The organism is Anaeromyxobacter soli, assembly GCF_022808855.1.
In the GTDB taxonomy this organism is placed as follows: Bacteria; Myxococcota; Myxococcia; order Myxococcales; family Anaeromyxobacteraceae; genus Anaeromyxobacter; species Anaeromyxobacter soli.
Map to the genome: position 1 here is coordinate 37855 of NZ_JAKZLF010000015.1, position 17606 is coordinate 55460.

Here is a 17606-nt window from a genome sequence, read left to right on the forward strand (position 1 = left end):
GCATGTACGCCCCACGTCGGTGCCTGCGGAGCTGCGCCCGATACGCCCACCGGAGGAATCCCCCATGCCCCGTCTCGCCCTCGCCGCGCTCGCGCTCGCCCTCGCCGGGTCAGCCCGCGCGGAGGACGTCGTCCGCCTCGGCAACCTCAAGTTCGCGCACTACGGCGCGGTCTCGTACATGAAGGATCACTGCGGGAAGTTCGGCCTCAAGGTCGAGGAGATCGTCTTTCCGAAGGGCATCGACATCTTCCCCGCCATCGTGAAGGGCGAGGTGGACCTCGCCGCGAGCGCCGCGGACGCCGCCATCGCGAACCGAGCCGGCGGCGGCCAGATCTACATCGTCGCCGGCTTCGCGAAGGGCGGCGCCAGGCTCGTCGCCGCGACCGACGCGCCCATCAAGTCCGTGGCCGATCTGAAGGGCAAGAAGGTCGGCGTCGCGCGCGGCGGGGCGCAGGAGCTCCTGCTCCTCGCCGAGCTCTCGAAGCACGGGCTCACGTGGTCCGACCGCCCGGGCAAGGACGTCCAGCTCGTCTACCTGCCGTTCGCCGACCTGAACCAGGCGCTCATGCAGAAGCAGATCGACGCCATGTGCCAGTCCGAGCCGCAGTCGTCGCAGGCCATCAACAAGGGGTTCGGGCGCGAGCTCCTGAAGCCGTACGACACGCCGCTCGGCGAGCCGGTGCGCGCGCTCGTGATGACCGAGAAGCTCTACAAGGAGAAGCCGGACGTCGCGCAGCGCGTGCTCGATTGCTTCGTGGACGCGACGAACAAGTTCCTCGCCGATCCCAAGCTCGCCGAGAAGTACGTCGTGGAGCAGATGTTCAAGGGGCAGATCACGAGCCAGGACTACAAGGACGCGATCGCGAACTCGCCCTTCACGCACGACATCACGGTGGAGCACGTGCAGACGACGACCGACCTGATGGTGAAGTACGGGGTCGGCAAGCTGCAGCGCCCGCCGAGCGCGAAGGACTGGGTGAAGCTCGATCTGCTCCAGAAGGCGAAGGCCAAGTCCGAAAAGTGAAGACCGCCCGCTCCCACGCGGCCCGGCTCGCGCGCCAGCTCCTCGTCCCCGCGATCGTGCTCGTCGCGTGGGAGGGCATCTCGCGCGCGGGCTGGGTCTCGCCCATCATCCTCCCCGCGCCGTCGCAGGTGCTCGTCCGCTGGATCGACTACGCCCGCCCGCTCGCGCCCTACGACCCGGCGGAGGGGAGCCGGCTCCGCTGGCTCTTCTCCGGCGAGCTGCCGCACGACGCGCTCGCGAGCCTCATCCGAGTCGCGGGCGGGTTCGCCGTGGGCGCCGTGCTGGCGCTCCCGCTCGGCCTGCTCATGGGCGCGAAGCCCATCGTGTACGAGCTCATGAACCCGCTCGTGCAGATCCTCCGGCCGATCCCGCCCATCGCCTACATCCCGCTCGCGATCCTCTGGTTCGGCCTCGGCAACCCGCCCGCCTTCTTCCTCATCTCGCTCGGCGCCTTCTTCCCCATCCTCATGAACACCATCGCCGGGGTCCGGAACGTGGACGCCATCTACGTGCGCGCCGCGCGGAACCTCGGCGCCTCGGAGTGGACGCTGTTCTGGCGCGTCATGGTGCCGGCGGCGATGCCGTACATCCTCGCCGGCGTCCGCATCGGGTTCGGCGTCGCCTTCATCGTGGTGATCGTCGCGGAGATGATCGCGGTGAACTCCGGCCTCGGGTACCGCATCCTCGAGGCGCGCGAGTACTTCTGGTCCGACAAGGTGATCGCGGGGATGATCAGCATCGGGCTCGCGGGCCTCGGCATCGACGTCGGCATGAACAGCCTCAACGCGTGGCTGCTGCGCTGGCACCGGGGGGTGGAGGGGTGATGGCCGCGTCCGTCGCGGGCGCCGCGCCCGCCATCCAGGTGCGCGGAGTCCGCAAGGTCTTCAGCGGATCCGAGGGCGAGGTCGTGGCCCTCGACGGCATCGACCTCGACGTGGAGCCGGGTGAGCTCGTCTGCCTCCTCGGCCCGTCCGGCTGCGGGAAGTCCACCCTCCTGAACGCCATCGCCGGCTTCTCGCCGCCGACCTCCGGGACCATCGTCGCGAACGGCCGGGCCGTCACCGCCCCGGGCCCGGACCGGGCGATGGTGTTCCAGGAGTACGCGCTCTTCCCCTGGATGACGGTCGAGAAGAACGTGGCCTTCGGGCTCGAGATGGCGAGGGTGCCGGCGCGCGAGCGGCGCGAGCGGGTGGACGCGCTCCTCGGCATGCTCAACCTGCGCGAGTTCCGCGACCGCTTCCCGAAGGACCTCTCCGGCGGCATGCGCCAGCGCGTCGCCATCGCCCGCGTGCTCGCCATCGACTCGCCCATGCTCCTCATGGACGAGCCGTTCGGCGCGCTCGACGCGCTCACCCGCCGGAACCTCCAGGACGAGCTGCTGCGCATCTGGGCGAAGCTCCGCAAGACCATCGTCTTCGTGACGCACGGGATCGAGGAGTCGATCTACCTCGCCGACCGGGTGGTGGTGATGACCTACCGCCCCGGCACGGTGAAGCGGATCGTCCCGGTGACGCTCCCCCGCCCCCGCGATCCCGCCGCGCCGGAGTTCAACGCGCTGAAGCGCGAGATCTCGCAGATGGTGATGGAGGAGCAGGCGCGGCACGCGCAGGCCGAGGTGGGCGGGGCGACGGCGGACTGAGCCGGGCCGAGCCCGCCGGGCGGCGACGGCGCCCGGTCGCCGATCAATCCAGGAAGAGGTCCGGCATCAGCTCTTGCCCCGGCTCGACCGCGTACTTGCCGAGGTCGGTCACGCCGTCCTCGCGGAGCACGTCCTCGTCGATGAAGAAGTTGCCGGTGCAGCTCCGGCTCTCGCGCTTCAGGATCGCGATCGCCGCGTCGGCGACGATCTCGGGCGTGCGGCCGTGGCGCGCGGTGTCCTCGCCGCCGAGCAGGTTCAGCGCCGCGGTCGCGATGACGGTGCGCGGCCAGAGCGCGTTCACGGCGATCCCCTTCTCGCGCAGCTCCTCCGCCATGCCGAGCACGCACAGGCTCATGCCGTACTTCGCCATCGTGTAGGCGACGTGCGGCGCGAACCAGCGCGGGTTCAGGGACAGCGGCGGCGAGAGGTTCAGGATGTGCGGGTTCGCGCTCTTCTCGAGCAGCGGGATGCACGCCTGGGAGCAGGCGAAGGTCCCGCGCGCGTTCACCTGGTGCATGAGGTCGTAGCGCTTCATCGGCGTCTCGACCGTGCCGGCGAGGAAGATCGCGCTCGCGTTGTTCACGAGCACGTCGATCCCCCCGAACCGCTCCTGCGCGGCCTTCACCGCCGCCGCGATCTCCGCCTCGTCGCGCACGTCGCAGTGGACCGCGAGCGCCTTGCCGCCGGCCGCCTCGATCTCCTTTGCGGTCCCCTGGATGGTCCCCGGCAGCTTCGGGTTCGGGACGCTCGACTTCGCGGCGACGATCACGTTCGCGCCCTCGCGCCCGGCGGCGATCCCGATCGCCTTGCCGATGCCCCGGCTCGCGCCGGTGATGAAGAGCGTCTTCCCTTTGAGTGAAGGCATGGAGACCTCGCGCTGGGTTGGTCGGGCAGGATGACGGAGGGACCCGGCGGGGAGCAATGGGACGGACGGGGCGGGGACGATTCCCGATCCCGATCCCGACCTCGACTGGCGGCTGCGACCGCCGACCTCGACCCCCAACCCCGACTTCGACCCCCGATCCGACCCTGACGAGCCGCCGGCGACCCCCGCTCGAGCCTCCCGGGTGATCCAGATCGGCCCCTCCCGAGCCCCTCGCGCCGCCCTCCCACTCCCGGGCAGCCAGCCTCCCGAGCAAGCCTTCGTGCGACCCCACGGGACCCGAGCGCCTGCCGGTCGCGTGTGCGCTAACACCTACACCAACCGGCCGCGATCGCGCGCTGAACGCATTGCCAGCCCGTGAAACGGCCGATCCGGGCGCCCGTTGACTTCGACGGCCGTTGTCCGTAGATCGGGACCATTCAGTGGGAAAAAGTGGCAAGCAGCGGATCAGAGCGGCAGGATCGGCCAGCCCGTGTTCTTCGGAACCTTCAACCACGCGATCGACGCGAAGGGGCGAACGAGCCTCCCGGTGAAGTTCCGCGAGGCGCTGGCCGCGGCGGGCGAGCCGCGGATCGTGCTCATGCAGTACCCGCACTGGCGCGCGGTGCAGGCGCTCCCGCAGTCCGTCTGGAACGAGCTCGTGAAGAAGGTGATGGACGCCTCCCCGCTCGACGCCAGGACGCAGCGGAGCGTCCTCAAGTTCGTGTCCTCCGCGCACGAGGTGGACCTCGACGCGAACGGCCGCGTCCTCGTCCCGCCGGCGCTCCGCGAGTGGGCGGGGCTCGCGAAGGACGTCGTCTGGGTGGGGATGGGCCGGACCATCCACCTCTACGACAAGGCCGCGTACGAGCAGCAGGTGGCTGAGGAGATCCCGAGCGACCAGGTGGTCGACTTCTTCGGGAAGGTCTAGCGGGCGAAGGGAGACGGGCGATGTTCGAGGCGAGACACCAGGACGACGTGACGATCATCCGCGGCGTGGACGAGCTCACGAAGGACGAGCTGTCGGCGATCGCCGCGATCGCGCGGCGCGCCCGCGACGACGGGCGCCGCGTGGTCATCGACCTCAAGAACGTGACGCACCTCCACTACGCGGGCGCGGCGCTCCTCAAGGCGATCCCCGGGCTGCGCGCGGCGGGGGCGAGCCGTTACGTCCGTGATCTCGTCCACGCCGGCGGCGCGGGCGGGCACCTCGAGCTGTTCGAGGACGTGGAGGCGGCCTTCCGGGCGGCGTGAGCGGGGAATTCGTCCATGCTTCGGTACTTCCGAGAGAGATCGTCGAGATCCTGCGCCCCGAGCCGGGCAAGCTCCTGCTCGACGGGACGCTCGGCGGCGGCGGCCACTCGGAGCTCCTGCTCGAGCGGGGTGCGCGCGTGATCGGCCTCGACAAGGACCCGCGCGCCCTCGCGGCCGCCACCGCGCGCCTCGCGCGCTGGGGCGAGGCGTTCCGGGCGGTGCGCGCCGACTTCCGCGACGCGAAGAACGTGCTCTCCGCGCTGGGCCTGGCCGGCGTCGACGGCGCGCTCGTGGACCTCGGCGTCTCCTCCCCCCAGCTCGACCAGGCGGAGCGAGGCTTCTCGTTCTCGCGCCCCGGCCCGCTCGACATGCGCATGGGCGAGGAGGGCGAGCGCCTCGAGGACCTGCTCCGGCGCATCGACGAGCGCGAGCTCGCGCGCATCCTCCGCGAGTACGGCGAGGAGCCGTTCGCCCGCCCCATCGCGCGCGCGGTGAAGCGCGCCGTGGAGTCCGACGAGCGGCTCGACACCGGGCGCCTCGCCGAGATCGTCGCGAAGGCGATCCCCCGCAAGGCATGGCCGCGGCGCATCCACCCGGCGACCCGCACGTTCCAGGCGCTCCGCATCGCGGTGAACGACGAGCTCGGCGCCCTCGCGGCGTGGCTCGACGGGCTCCCCGCCATGCTGAACGTCGGCGGCCGGGCCGCGGCGATCTCCTTCCACTCGCTCGAGGACCGGATGGTGAAGGAGCGCTTCCGCGCGCTCACCCAGGCCTGCACCTGCCCGCCCGACCTGCCCGTGTGCGCCTGCGGCGCGCGCGCGGCGTTCGCGGCGGTGACGCGCAAGGCGATCGTACCGTCCGACGACGAGGTCCTGGGGAACGCCCGCGCCAGGAGCGCGAAGCTGCGCGCCGTGGAGAAGCTCCGGTGAGGCGCGCCCCCGCACGCGGCCGCCCGGCGGCCCCTCCCCGCGCCGCGGCGCGCGCGAGCGCCCTGCCCGTCGCCCGGGCGGCGACGGCGGCGCTCCTCGTCGTGGTCCTCGGCGTCTTCCACATCTGGTCCCGCACGCGCGTGGTCGCGGCGGGATACCGGCTCGGCGCGCTGCAGGCCGAGCACACGAAGCTCACCTCCGAGCACGACCGCCTCCGCATCGAGGTGGAGACCCTCCGCGCGCCGCGCGCGCTCGAGGAGTTCGCTCGGAACAAGCTGGGCATGGCTCCGCCGGACTCCGGTCCGGTGTGGGCGGCAGGCCCGCGCCCCGCTTCGGCGGGCGCGGGCGGGGCGGGCGTGGACGGTGTGGATCACCGATCCGGGCCGGCGGAGCCATCCCTCTCCACGAAGGCTGGGCGGGCGGCGGCGGGGCCCGCGGCGGACTCCGAGCGCGTCGCGCTCCGGGGCCCGCTGCGGGCGGGCCGCTCCGTGCCGCGCGAGAGGTAGCGCGTTGCGCACGGGGCCCGATCCGCGCGCGACCCGCTGGATCGCCGTCCGGATCGGCGCTCTGGCCGCCCTCTTGGCCGCCGGCTTCGCGATCGTCGCCGGCCGCGCGTTCCAGCTCCAGGTGCTGCGCCGGGACGCGCTCGTCGAGGAGATGGTCGACCAGTACCGGCGCCAGCTCGTGCTGAAGCCGCGGCGCGGCGTCATCACCGACCGCTCCGGCGTGCTCCTCGCGGGCAGCGCCGACGCGCGCTCGGTGTTCGCCGATCCCGTGGTCCTCGAGAAGGAGGACGGCCGCGGCGAGGCGCTCCGGAAGGTCTGCCAGGCGCTGAAGCTCGACCCGGGCGCCGTCCGCAGGAAGCTCGCCCAGGGCAGCCGCTTCGTCTGGATCGCGCGGCGGATCTCGCCGTCGCAGGCCGCGCAGGTCGAGGCGATCCTGAAGGCGAGCCGCGTGCGCGGGGTCGCGCTCGTCCCGGAGACGCGCCGCTACTACCCGAAGCTCGAGCTCGCGAGCCAGGTCCTCGGCCTCGTCGGCGACGACGGCGAGGGGCTCGAGGGGGTTGAGCTCGGGCTCGACGAGGTGCTGCGCGGCGAGCCCGCGAAGGTGCCGTCCCTGCGCGACGGCGCCGGCAAGACCGTCCTCGCCCAGGCGCCCACCGCCGGGCAGGCCCGCGAGGGCGCGCGCGTCGAGCTCACGCTCGACCAGGGCATCCAGCTCTCCGCGGAGCGTTCGCTCGGCGCGGCGGTGAGGCGCTCGCAGGCGCTCTCCGGCATGGCGGTCGCCATGGACCCGCGCACGGGCGAGGTGCTCGCCATGGCGAGCTATCCCCCCTCCAACCCGAACGCGCCCAAGCGCGGCGCGGAGCTCCGCAATCGCGTCGTCACCGACTCCTTCGAGCCCGGCTCGACGGTGAAGACCTTCACCATCGCCGGCGCCCTCGCGCGCGGCGCGCTCCACCCGCTCGACCCCATCGACTGCGGCAACGGCCGCTACGCCATCGGGGCCCACGTCATCCACGATCACGAGGCGCTCGGCTGGGCGGGCGCGTCGAAGATCCTGGCGGTGAGCTCGAACATCGGCGCCGCCAAGATCGGCGCGCGCCTGGGGCGCGCGGGGCTCCACGAGTCGCTCGCCGCGTTCGGGCTGGGCGAGCGAACCGGCGTCGGGCTCCCCGGCGAGATCCGCGGCCAGCTCCCGCCGCCGCGCTCCGAGGTCGCCCTCGCGACCCAGAGCTTCGGCCACGGCCTGACGGCGAACGCCCTCCAGATCACCGCCGGCATGGCGGCCATCGCGAACGGCGGCAAGCTCATGCGCCCCATCGCCGTGCGCCGGGTCGTCGATCCGGCGACGGGCGAGGTGCTCCAGGCGGCGTCGCCGGAGGTGGTCCGGCAGGCCGTGCCGCCGGACGTCGCGGAGACGATGACGCGCTTCCTCGTGGGGGTGGTGGAGGATCCGAAGGGGACCGGGAAGCGCGCGCGGCTCGCCGGGTGGCGCGTCGCCGGCAAGACCGGCACCGCGCGCAAGGTCGATCCGGTCTCCGGCGGCTACGCCTCGGACCGGCACTTCAGCTCCTTCGTCGGGTTCGCTCCCGCCGAGGCGCCGCGCGTGGTGGTGGGCGTGTTCCTCGACGAGCCGAAGGGCGACGTGCACGGCGGCGAGGTCGCGGCGCCCGCGTTCCGCGAGATCGTGGAGGACGCCATGCGGCTCATGGGCGTGCCCGCGAGCGGACCGGAGGCCGAGCGGCTCGCGCTCGCGGCGGCGCCTCCCGTCGAGGAGGAGCCGGAGGGGCCGCCCCCCGTCGAGCTGGCGGCGCGCGCGGCCGCCCCCGTGGACGGCGCGAGCGTGGCCGTGCCCTCGCTCGCCGGCCTGCCCGCTCGCTCGGCGATCCGGTCGCTCGAGCAGGCGGACCTCGCCGCCGAGGTAGACGGCTCCGGCAGGGTCGTGCAGCAGTGGCCGGCGGCGGGGAAGGTGGTCGAGCGCGGGACCCGGGTGCGGATGCGGCTCGCGCCGACCGGGTGACCTGGCGCCCACATGGCCGGAAGCCTTGCGGGCGGGCACTAGCGCCGGAGCCCGTTGCTGTAAGATGTGCCGCGCCGCGCCGTGGCGCGTGTCCCAGGTGACACGCCGGCGCGTAACCGGGCGAGCGCACAGGGGAAGAGATTCCGGAGGGCGGCTTGCATTCCGGTGTGGTGAGATGAAGCTCTCGGCAGTCATCCAGGGAACGGGCGCGCGAGGCGAGGTGGCTGGCGATCCCGAGATCGCCCGCGTCACGGGGGACTCTCGCGAGGTCGTCCCGGGCGCGGTGTTCTTCGCCCTCCCCGGGGCGGTGCACGACGGCCACGACTTCGCCGCGCAGGCGGCGGAACGCGGGGCGGTGGCCGTCGTCGCCGAGCGGAAGATCGCGTGCGCTCCGGCCACGCTCCTCCTCGCCCCGTCGTCGCGCCGCGCGATGGCCATCGCCGCCGCGAACTTCCACGGCCGGCCCGCCGACGCGCTCCGCGTGGCGGGCGTCACCGGCACGAACGGCAAGACGACGATCACCTACCTCGTCGAGGCCTGCGCGCGCGCGGCGGACCTGCCCATCGGCCTGCTCGGCACCGTCACGCAGCGCTTCCCCGGCGTCGAGCGGACGGCGACGCACACGACCCCCGAGTCGACGGCCATCCAGGCGGTGCTCGCGGAGATGCGCGACGCCGGCGCGCGGGCGGTGGTGCTCGAGGTCTCCTCGCACGCGCTCGCGCAGGAGCGGGTCGCCGGCATGCGCTTCGCCGCCGCCGGCTTCACGAACCTCACCCGCGATCACCTCGACTACCACGGCGACATGGAGGCGTACTTCGCCGCCAAGCGCCGGCTCTTCACGGAGCACCTCGCACCCGACGGCGTGGCCGTGGTGAACGCGCGCGATCCGTACGGCGCCCGGCTCGCAGACCAGCTCGGCCCCGGGCGTCGCGTCTGGCGCTACGGCACCCGCGCCGAGGACGCCCTCCGCGCCGAGGGCGTCGCCCTGGGGCTCGCCGGCATCGCGGCGACCTTCGTGACGCCGAAGGGGGAGATCGCGATCCGCTCCCCGCTCGTCGGCGCGCACAACCTCGAGAACCTCCTCTGCGCGGCCGGGCTCGCGCTCGCCCTCGGCATCCCGCCGGAGGCGATCGCGCGCGGGCTCTCCGCCTCCCCCGGCGCCCCCGGACGGCTCGAGCGGATCGACGGCCGCGGCATCTCGGCGTTCGTGGACTACGCCCACACCGACGACGCGCTCGCGCGCGCCCTCGAGGCGCTCCGCGCCACCGGACCCCGCCGGCTCCTCTGCGTCTTCGGCTGCGGCGGCGACCGCGATCGCGGCAAGCGCCCGCTCATGGGCGAGGTCGCCGCCCGCGGGGCCGATCTCGTCGTCGTCACGAGCGACAACCCGCGCACCGAGGCGCCGGACGCGATCATCTCGGACGTGCTGCCCGGCCTCGAGCGGGCGGGCGCGCCGCGGCTCACGACCGCGGCGGCGCAGGGCGGCGGGCGCGGCTTCCTCGTCGAGCCGGAGCGCCGCGCGGCGATCGCGCTCGCCCTGTCCCTCGCGCGCGCGGGCGACGCCGTGCTCATCGCCGGCAAGGGGCACGAGGACTACCAGATCGTCGGCACGACGAAGCACCCCTTCTCCGACCGCGAGGAGGCCCAGAGGGCCCTCCGCACCGCATGATGGCGACGCAATGACCGTCCCCCACTTCTCCTCCGACGAGCTCGCCGCCGCGACCGGCGGGCGCTGGATCGGCGCCCCGCCCGCGGAGGTCGCCGGCGTCTCGACCGACACCCGCACGCTCGCGCCGGGCGCGCTGTTCGTCGCCCTCGTGGGCGAGCGCTTCGACGCGCACGCCTACCTCGCCGAGGCGGCCGCGAAGGGCGCCGTCGCCGCGGTCGTGGCCGACGGCCGCGCGCCGGCCGGGGCGCCGCTGCCGCTCCTCTCGGTCCCGGACACCCTCCCCGCGCTCGGCGCCATCGCGCGCCACCACCGCCGCCGGTTCCAGATCCCCGTCGTCGGCGTCACCGGCTCGAACGGCAAGACCACGACCCGCGAGATGATCGCGGCGATCCTGGCGACGCGCGGCCCCGCCCTGAAGACCGAGGGCAACCTCAACAACGAGGTGGGCGTCCCGCTGACGCTCCTCGGCCTCGGGCCGGAGCACCGCTCGGCAGTCGTCGAGATGGGGATGAGCCACCCCGGGGAGATCACGCGCCTCGCCGCCATCGCCGAGCCGTACGTGGGGGTCGTGACGCTCGCCGCGCCCGCCCACCTCGAGGGGCTCGGCACCCTGGACGCGGTCGCCGACGCGAAGGCCGAGCTGTACCGGGGGCTGCCGGAGACCGGCATCGTCATCGCCAACGCGGACGATCCCCGCATGCTGCGGCGCGCCCAGGCGAGCGGCCACCGGATGCTCACCTTCGCCGCGGCGGCGGGCCGGCGCGGCGACGTCGTCGTGCTCGAGATCGCCTCGCAGGGGGACGACGGGCTCCGCTTCGTGCTCGGCATCGGCAACCGCGAGGTGGAGGTGCACATCCCGGCGCTGGTGGGCGCGCACAACGCCGCGAACGCGGCGGCGGCCGCGGCGACCGGCGTCGCCCTCGGCTGCAGCGATCGCGAGATCGCGCAGGGGCTCGCGGCGGTCCGCCCGGTGGGGCGCCGCCTGCGCCTCGACCGGCTCGCCTCGGGCCTCCGGCTCGTCGACGACTGCTACAACGCGAACCCCTCCTCGATGTCCGCGGCGCTCCGCACGCTCGTCGATCTCGCGCGGCCCGACGCCCGGCCGGTGGCGGTGCTCGGCGACATGCTCGAGCTCGGCGCGTTCGAGGAGGAGGCCCACCGCGCCCTCGGCGCGGAGGCCGCCCGCGCGGGCGTCTCCCTCCTCGCCGCGTTCGGGCCGAGGGCCCGCGCCACCGCCGAGGCGGCGCGCGCCGCCGGCCTCGAGACCTTCCACACCGACGACATGGACGCGCTCGTCCGCTGGGCCCGGGCCGCGATCGCGCCGTCGAACGACGTCCTCCTCGTCAAGGGCAGCCGCGGCATGAAGCTCGAGCGGCTCGTCGAGGCCCTCCGCTAGATGCTCTACCACCTCCTCTACCCGCTCTCCGGGCAGTTCGGGCTCTTCAACGTCCTGCGCTACCCGTCGTTCCGCATCGTGGCGGCGGGCCTCGTCGCGCTCCTCATCGGGCTCCTCTTCGGGCCGCTGTTCATCGAGCGGATGCGCGTGCTCCAGTACGGGCACACGAACGTCCGCGAGGACACGCCGGAGCGGCACAAGAAGAAGGCCGGCACGCCGTCGATGGGCGGCGCGCTCATCCTCTTCGCCGTCACCGTGTCGACGCTGCTCTTCGCCGACCTCGCGAACCGGCTCGTCTGGGCGGCGCTCCTCGTGACGCTCGGCTACGGCGCCATCGGCTTCTGGGACGACTGGCTCAAGATCTCCAAGAAGAACTCGAAGGGGCTCGCCGGGAAGAAGAAGCTCCTCCTCCAGGTGCTCGTGGTGCTCGTCGTCTACTACGGGTTCCTCACCGACGGGCAGCTCCGCCGGGTGGACGGGTTCCCGTTCGTCACGGTGGGCAGCCTCGTCGACCTGCACCTCACGCTGCCGTTCGTGCCGACGCACCTCTTCGCGCCGTCGCTCGGCGCGCTCTACCTGCCGTTCATGATCTTCGTCGTGGTCGCCACGTCGAACGCGGTGAACCTCACCGACGGCCTCGACGGCCTGGCCATCGGCCCGACGATCGTCTCGTCGATGACGTTCCTCGCGCTCTCGTACGTCGCGGGCGCGACCATCGCGGGCTTCAGCCTCGCCGAGTACCTGCGCATCGCGTACATCCCGGGGGCCGAGGAGCTGGGCGTCTTCTGCTCGGCCATCTTCGGCGCCAGCATCGCCTTCCTCTGGTACAACACGTACCCTGCGTCGGTGTTCATGGGCGACGTCGGCTCGCTGGCGCTCGGCGGCGGCCTCGGCATGCTCGCCGTGCTCACCAAGAACGAGGTGGCGAGCGCGATCCTCCACGGCGTGTTCCTCGCCGAGACGGTCAGCGTCATCCTGCAGGTCTGGTCCTTCCGGACCACCGGCAAGCGCATCTTCCGCATGGCGCCCATCCACCACCACTACGAGCTCAAGGGCTGGGCGGAGCCGAAGATCATCGTGCGCTTCTGGATCATGTCGATCATGCTCGCCCTCGTGGCGCTCATGTCGCTCAAGCTGAGGTAGCGGCCTTGAGCACCCCCGATCTGAAGGGCAAGCGCGTCACCGTCGTCGGCCTCGCCAAGAGCGGCGTGGCGGCGGCGCGCCTCTGCGCGCGCGAGGGCGCGCGCGTCACCGTCACCGACCGGCGCGGCGAGGAGCACCTCTCCGCCCCGCTCGCCGCGCTCGCCGGCGCGAGCGTGCGCCGCGCGCTCGGCGGCCACGATCCCGCCGACTTCGAGCACGCCGACCTCGTCGTGGTCTCGCCCGGCGTCCCCATGGCGATCCCCGAGCTCCGCGCGGCCCGCGCGGCAGGCGTGCCCGTGTGGGGCGAGGCGGAGCTCGCCGCCCGCTTCCTCCCCGCGGTGCCGATCGTCGCGATCACCGGGACGAACGGGAAGAGCACGACGACCGCGCTCGCCGGCGCCCTCTTCGCGCGCCACCGGCGGACGTTCACCGGCGGGAACCTCGGCACCCCCCTCTGCGAGCACGTCCTCGAGGGCGGCGGCGCGGAGGTGGTCGTCCTCGAGCTCTCGTCCTTCCAGATCGAGGGGCTCCTCTCGCTCCGCCCGCGCGTGGCGGCCATCCTGAACGTCACCCCGGATCACCTCGACCGCTACCGCGACGTGGACGACTACGCCGCCGCGAAGGCGCGGCTCTTCGCGCTCCAGCAGGCGGACAACCACGCCGTCGCGAACGCCCGCGACCCGCGCGCGCTCGCCATGGCCGAGAGCTCGCGCGCCGCGCTGCACACCTTCGGCTTCGGCCCCCCCGCGCCCGACGGCGCGCGCGATCCGGGCGGCGAGCCGGGGGCGGGCGGCGCGACCGAGCTGTGGGTCCGGCGCGGCGGCGGCGCGCCCGAGCGGTTCCGCCTGGCCAACCGGGCGCTCCGCGGACGGCACAACCGCGAGAACGCGATGGCCGCCGTGCTCTCGGCGCGGCTCCTCGGCGTGCCGGGCGACGCGGTGCAGGCGGGGCTCGACGCGTTCCCCGGCCTGCCGCACCGGCTCGAGCTCGTCTCCGAGCGGGGCGGGGTGGAGTGGGTGAACGACTCGAAGGCGACCAACGTCGACTCCACCTACGTCGGCCTCTCCGCCTTCCCGGCCGGCGCGCCGCGCGTCGTGCTCGTCATGGGCGGCCGCGGCAAGGGAGCGCCGTACGCCCCCCTCCGTCCGCTCTTCCCCGGCCGCGTGAAGGCGCTCCTCACCGTCGGCGAGGACGCGCCCGCCGTCGAGCGCGAGCTCGGCGATCTCTGCCCCACCGAGCCCTGCGGCACGCTCGAGGCCGCGGTGCGTCGGGCGGCGGCCCTCGCCCGTCCGGGGGACGCGGTCCTCCTCTCTCCGGCCTGCGCGAGCTACGATCAGTTCCGCAGCTACGAGGAGCGTGGCGCCGCGTTCCGCCGCCACGTCGCGGAGCTCTCATGAGTCGAGCCGAGGACACGTCCGCGCCGCGCGCCGGGGCCCACATCGACGGGCTCCTCCTCGGCGCGCTGCTCGCGCTCACCGCGCTCGGCGCGGTGATGGTGTACTCGGCGAGCGCGATCCCGGCGTCACAGAGCGCGCGGCTCGGGCACGACGAGTTCTACTACCTGAAGCGGCAGCTCCTCGCGGCCGGGGTGGGCGTCGGGCTGCTCGTGGCCGCGCTCCGCCTCGGCGCCCGGAGGATCTCGGCGCTCGCCTACCCGCTCCTCGCCGTCACCTTCTTCACGCTCCTCCTCGTCCCGGTGCTCGGGAAGACCGCCGGCGGCGCGCAGCGCTGGATCCCGCTCGGCCCCCTGCAGTTCCAGCCCGCCGAGGCGGCGAAGGTGGCGCTCGTCCTCTACCTCGCGCGCTCGCTCGCGCGGAAGCAGGAGAAGGTCCGGATCTTCTCCATCGGGCTCCTCCCCCACCTCCTCGTGACGGGCGCGCTCGTCGCCCTCTGCCTGTGGCAGAGCGACATGGGGACGGGGGTCATCCTCTTCCTCGTCCTCTTCGCGATGCTCTTCGCGGCGGGCGCGCGCGTCTCCTACCTCCTCGGCGCCGGGCTGCTCGCCCTGCCCGTCGCCTGGCACCTCGTGAAGTCCACGCCCTACCGGTACGAGCGCGTCATGGCGTTCCTCGATCCGGAGCGCTACCGGTACGGGCCCGGGTTCCAGCTCTGGGAGTCGCTCCTCGGCACCGCGCACGGCGGCTGGCTCGGCCAGGGGCTCGGCCAGGGCAAGGGCAAGCTCTTCTACCTGCCGGCGGCGCACACGGACTTCATCGCGGCGGTGATCGCGGAGGAGACGGGGCTGCTCGGGATCCTGCTGCTCGTCTCGCTGTACGCGGTGGTGGTCTGGCGCGGCGTGCGCGCCGCGCTGCACGCGTCCGAGCCGTTCGGCTGCTACGCGGCGCTCGGCGTGACCTCGCTCGTCGGCGCGCAGGCGCTCGTGAACCTGGCGGTGGTGTTCGGCCTGTTGCCGACGAAGGGGCTCACCCTGCCCTTCGTCTCCTACGGCGGCTCCTCGCTCATGACGCTCCTCGGGGCGGCGGGCGTCCTGCTCACGGTGAGCGGCGAGCGCGGCGGGTTCTTGCGCCGCGCGCCCTCGGCGGTGATCGTGCGCCCGAGCGCCGAGCGGTCGCGGGCGGCCGGGGACGCACGGCTCGACACGGGTGTGGAAGGGACGACGCCATGAGGATGCTCATCGCCGGCGGCGGCACCGGGGGCCACGTCTTCCCCGGCATCGCCCTCGCGGAGGAGGTGGTCGGGCGCCACCCCGCGAACGACGTCGTCTTCGTCGGCACCGGGCGCGGGCTCGAGGCGAAGGTCGTCCCCGCGGCGGGGTTCCCGATCGAGCTCATCGACGTGAAGGGGCTGAAGGGCAAGGGGCTCCTCTCGCTCCTCGTGAACCTGCTCCTCATCCCGCGCGCGCTCCTCCAGTCCTACCGGATCCTGCGCAAGTGGCGGCCGGACGTGGTGATCGGGGTGGGCGGCTACGCGAGCGGGCCCGTCGTGCTCGTGGCCTCGCTGCTCAGGATCCCGACGGCGGTCCAGGAGCAGAACGCGATCGCCGGGTTCACCAACCGGGTGCTCGGGCGGTTCGTCGAGGCGGTCTTCACCGCCTTCCCGGAGGCCGCGCGGCACTTCCCCGGCCGCAAGGTGTACCAGCTCGGCAACCCCATCCGCCGCAAGCTCATGGAGAACTACATGCGGCCGGACGTCGAGCACGACCGGCTGCGGCTCCTCGTCTTCGGCGGATCGCAGGGCGCGCACGCGCTCAACATGCGCGTCGTCGAGGCGCTCCCGCACCTCGCCGACCTGCGCGACGGGCTCCGCGTCACCCACCAGACCGGCGCGCGCGACCGCGAGCAGGTCGAGAAGGGCTACCGCGCCTGCGGGTTCGAGCCGGACGTGCGCGAGTTCATCCACGACATGAGCGCGGCGTACGCCGGGGCCGACCTCGTCGTGTGCCGCGCCGGCGCGACCACGCTCGCCGAGCTCACCGTCTGCAAGAAGCCGTCGATCCTGGTCCCCTTCCCCGCCGCCGCCGACAACCACCAGGTGCTGAACGCGCGCAGCCTCGTGGACGCGGGCGCGGCGGTCATGATCGAGGAGCGCGACCTCACCGGCGAGCTGCTCGCCGCGGAGATCCGCTCCGTCCTCACCCACCCCGAGCGGCGCGAGCGGATGGTGCGCGCCGCGGGGCGGCTCGGCAGCCCGCAGGCGGCGAAGGAGATCGGCGACGTGTGCGCCGAGCTCGTGCGCCGCCGCTGGGGCTCCCCCGCCGGCCAGGAGCGCGCCCCCGGCCACGGCCCCGTCCGCCCACCCGACCTCGCCTGACCGCCCGGACCCCCACGCGATGAGCCTCTTCCGTTCCAGACCCGCCAAGATCCACTTCGTCGGCATCGGCGGCATCGGCATGAGCGGCATCGCCGAGGTGCTGCTGAACCTCGGCTACGCCGTCTCCGGCTCCGACCTGAAGGAGTCGGAGATCACCCGCCGCCTCGCCGGCCTCGGCGGCCGGATCGAGCGGGGCCACGCGGCGCAGCACGTCGAGCAGGTCGACGTGGTCGTCACCTCCTCGGCGGTCCGCCGGGACAACCCGGAGGTCGTCGAGGCGCGCCGCCGCAAGATCCCGATCATCCCCCGCGCGGAGATGCTCGCCGAGCTCATGCGGCTCAAGTACGGGGTGGCCATCGCCGGCTCGCACGGGAAGACCACGACCACCTCGCTCGCGGCGCACCTCCTCGCCCACGCGGGCCTCGACCCGACGGCGGTGGTGGGCGGCAAGGTGAACACCTTCGGCTCGAACGCGAAGCTCGGCCGGGGTGACTACATGGTCGTCGAGGCGGACGAGTCGGACGGCTCGTTCCTCCACATCCCGCCGACCATCGCGATCGTCACGAACATCGACCCGGAGCACCTCGATCACTGGAAGACCGAGGAGGCGCTGCGGCGGGGCTTCCTCGACTTCGTGAACCGCGTCCCGTTCTACGGCCGCGCGATCCTGTGCATCGACCACCCCACCGTGCAGTCGCTCCTGCCCGAGGTGGAGAGCCGCTACGTCACCTACGGCGAGGGCCACCAGGCCGACTACCGCGCCGAGGCGATCGAGGTCTCCGGCCACGCGGTCCGCTTCGACGCCTTCCGGCGCGAGGAGCCGCTGGGCCGCTTCGAGGTGAAGCTCGTCGGGCGCCACAACGCGCTCAACGCCCTCGCGGTCGTGGCGCTCGCCGACGAGATGGGCGTGCCGCCCGACGTCACCCGCGCGGCGCTCGCCTCGTTCGGCGGCGTGCAGCGCCGCTTCACGGTGCGCGGGGAGGCGGGCGGCGTGACGGTGGTCGACGACTACGGCCACCACCCGGCGGAGGTGAAGGCGACCCTGCTCGGCGCGCGCGAGGCCTTCCGCCGGCGGGTGGTGTGCCTGTTCCAGCCGCACCGCTACACGCGCACGCGCGACCTGCTCCCGGAGTTCGCGACCGCCTTCAACGACGCGGACGTGCTCGTCCTCACCGACATCTACGCCGCCGGCGAGGAGCCCATCCCCGGCGCGACCTCCGAGGCGCTCGCCGAGGCGATCCGCGCCTGCGGCCACCGCGACGTCTCGCTCGCGCCCCGCGCCGAGCTCGCCCGCGCGGCGCGCGCGCGGGTGCGGCCCGGCGACATCGTCCTCACCCTCGGCGCGGGCGACATCACCGCGGTCGGCCCCGAGCTGCTCGGGCTGCTCGAGGGCTAG

The 17606-nt window shown here is 73.6% G+C and carries 16 protein-coding genes; 15 read left to right on the top strand and 1 reads right to left on the bottom strand.

Going from position 1 to position 17606, the window contains the following annotated elements:
- Positions 1-64 precede the first annotated feature (64 nt).
- Genes MLV88_RS12280 through MLV88_RS12290 form a run of 3 tightly spaced genes read left to right on the top strand, consistent with a single transcriptional unit; the run spans position 65 to position 2663 of the window.
- Complete coding sequence (locus MLV88_RS12280) at positions 65-1024, top strand: ABC transporter substrate-binding protein (RefSeq protein WP_242339126.1); 960 nt, start codon at positions 65-67, stop codon at positions 1022-1024.
- Positions 1021-1848 (top strand): ABC transporter permease, encoded by an 828-nt coding sequence (locus MLV88_RS24600; RefSeq protein WP_242339128.1) that lies wholly within the window; start codon positions 1021-1023, stop codon positions 1846-1848. Before MLV88_RS12280 ends, MLV88_RS24600 begins: the two co-directional genes overlap by 4 nt.
- Positions 1848-2663 carry an ABC transporter ATP-binding protein gene (locus MLV88_RS12290; RefSeq protein ID WP_242339130.1) on the top strand — a complete coding sequence of 272 codons (816 nt, stop codon included), beginning with the start codon at positions 1848-1850 and terminating at the stop codon, positions 2661-2663. Before MLV88_RS24600 ends, MLV88_RS12290 begins: the two co-directional genes overlap by 1 nt.
- Before the next feature lie 43 nt (positions 2664-2706).
- On the opposite strand, the gene MLV88_RS12295 is transcribed toward MLV88_RS12290, so the two are convergent.
- Complete coding sequence (locus MLV88_RS12295) at positions 2707-3528, bottom strand: SDR family oxidoreductase (protein WP_242339132.1); 822 nt, start codon at positions 3526-3528, stop codon at positions 2707-2709.
- Between the two features lie 490 nt (positions 3529-4018).
- Here MLV88_RS12295 and MLV88_RS12300 point away from each other — a divergent pair, with 490 nt between their 5' ends.
- From MLV88_RS12300 to murC, 12 genes are all read left to right on the top strand, one after another.
- Positions 4019-4456 (top strand): division/cell wall cluster transcriptional repressor MraZ, encoded by a 438-nt coding sequence (locus MLV88_RS12300; protein WP_242339135.1) that lies wholly within the window; start codon positions 4019-4021, stop codon positions 4454-4456.
- 20 nt (positions 4457-4476) lie between these two features.
- Entirely contained in the window at positions 4477-4779 is a 303-nt protein-coding gene (locus MLV88_RS12305; RefSeq protein ID WP_242339138.1) for an anti-anti-sigma factor, read from the top strand.
- Positions 4776-5708 carry a 16S rRNA (cytosine(1402)-N(4))-methyltransferase RsmH gene (gene rsmH, locus MLV88_RS12310; protein WP_242339141.1) on the top strand — a complete coding sequence of 311 codons (933 nt, stop codon included), beginning with the start codon at positions 4776-4778 and terminating at the stop codon, positions 5706-5708. Before MLV88_RS12305 ends, rsmH begins: the two co-directional genes overlap by 4 nt.
- Positions 5705-6214 (top strand): cell division protein FtsL, encoded by a 510-nt coding sequence (ftsL, locus tag MLV88_RS12315; protein WP_242339144.1) that lies wholly within the window; start codon positions 5705-5707, stop codon positions 6212-6214. Before rsmH ends, ftsL begins: the two co-directional genes overlap by 4 nt.
- A gap of 4 nt (positions 6215-6218) precedes the next feature.
- Positions 6219-8231, top strand: a complete 2013-nt coding sequence (locus MLV88_RS12320; protein ID WP_243337610.1) for a penicillin-binding protein — start codon at positions 6219-6221, stop codon at positions 8229-8231.
- Between the two features lie 175 nt (positions 8232-8406).
- Positions 8407-9900: a UDP-N-acetylmuramoyl-L-alanyl-D-glutamate--2,6-diaminopimelate ligase gene (locus MLV88_RS12325; protein ID WP_242339149.1), complete on the top strand. Its 1494-nt coding sequence runs from the start codon at positions 8407-8409 to the stop codon at positions 9898-9900.
- A 10-nt stretch (positions 9901-9910) separates the two neighbouring features.
- Positions 9911-11296 (top strand): UDP-N-acetylmuramoyl-tripeptide--D-alanyl-D-alanine ligase, encoded by a 1386-nt coding sequence (locus MLV88_RS12330; protein WP_242339151.1) that lies wholly within the window; start codon positions 9911-9913, stop codon positions 11294-11296.
- On the top strand, positions 11297-12439 hold the full coding sequence (gene mraY / locus MLV88_RS12335; RefSeq protein WP_242339153.1) for a phospho-N-acetylmuramoyl-pentapeptide-transferase: 1143 nt from the start codon (positions 11297-11299) through the stop codon (positions 12437-12439).
- A gap of 5 nt (positions 12440-12444) precedes the next feature.
- Complete coding sequence (gene murD, locus MLV88_RS12340) at positions 12445-13836, top strand: UDP-N-acetylmuramoyl-L-alanine--D-glutamate ligase (RefSeq protein WP_242339155.1); 1392 nt, start codon at positions 12445-12447, stop codon at positions 13834-13836.
- Positions 13833-15065, top strand: a complete 1233-nt coding sequence (gene ftsW, locus MLV88_RS12345; RefSeq protein ID WP_242339158.1) for a putative lipid II flippase FtsW — start codon at positions 13833-13835, stop codon at positions 15063-15065. Before murD ends, ftsW begins: the two co-directional genes overlap by 4 nt.
- On the top strand, positions 15062-16210 hold the full coding sequence (gene murG / locus MLV88_RS12350; protein ID WP_242339160.1) for an undecaprenyldiphospho-muramoylpentapeptide beta-N-acetylglucosaminyltransferase: 1149 nt from the start codon (positions 15062-15064) through the stop codon (positions 16208-16210). Before ftsW ends, murG begins: the two co-directional genes overlap by 4 nt.
- Before the next feature lie 19 nt (positions 16211-16229).
- Positions 16230-17606 (top strand): UDP-N-acetylmuramate--L-alanine ligase, encoded by a 1377-nt coding sequence (murC, locus tag MLV88_RS12355; RefSeq protein ID WP_242339163.1) that lies wholly within the window; start codon positions 16230-16232, stop codon positions 17604-17606.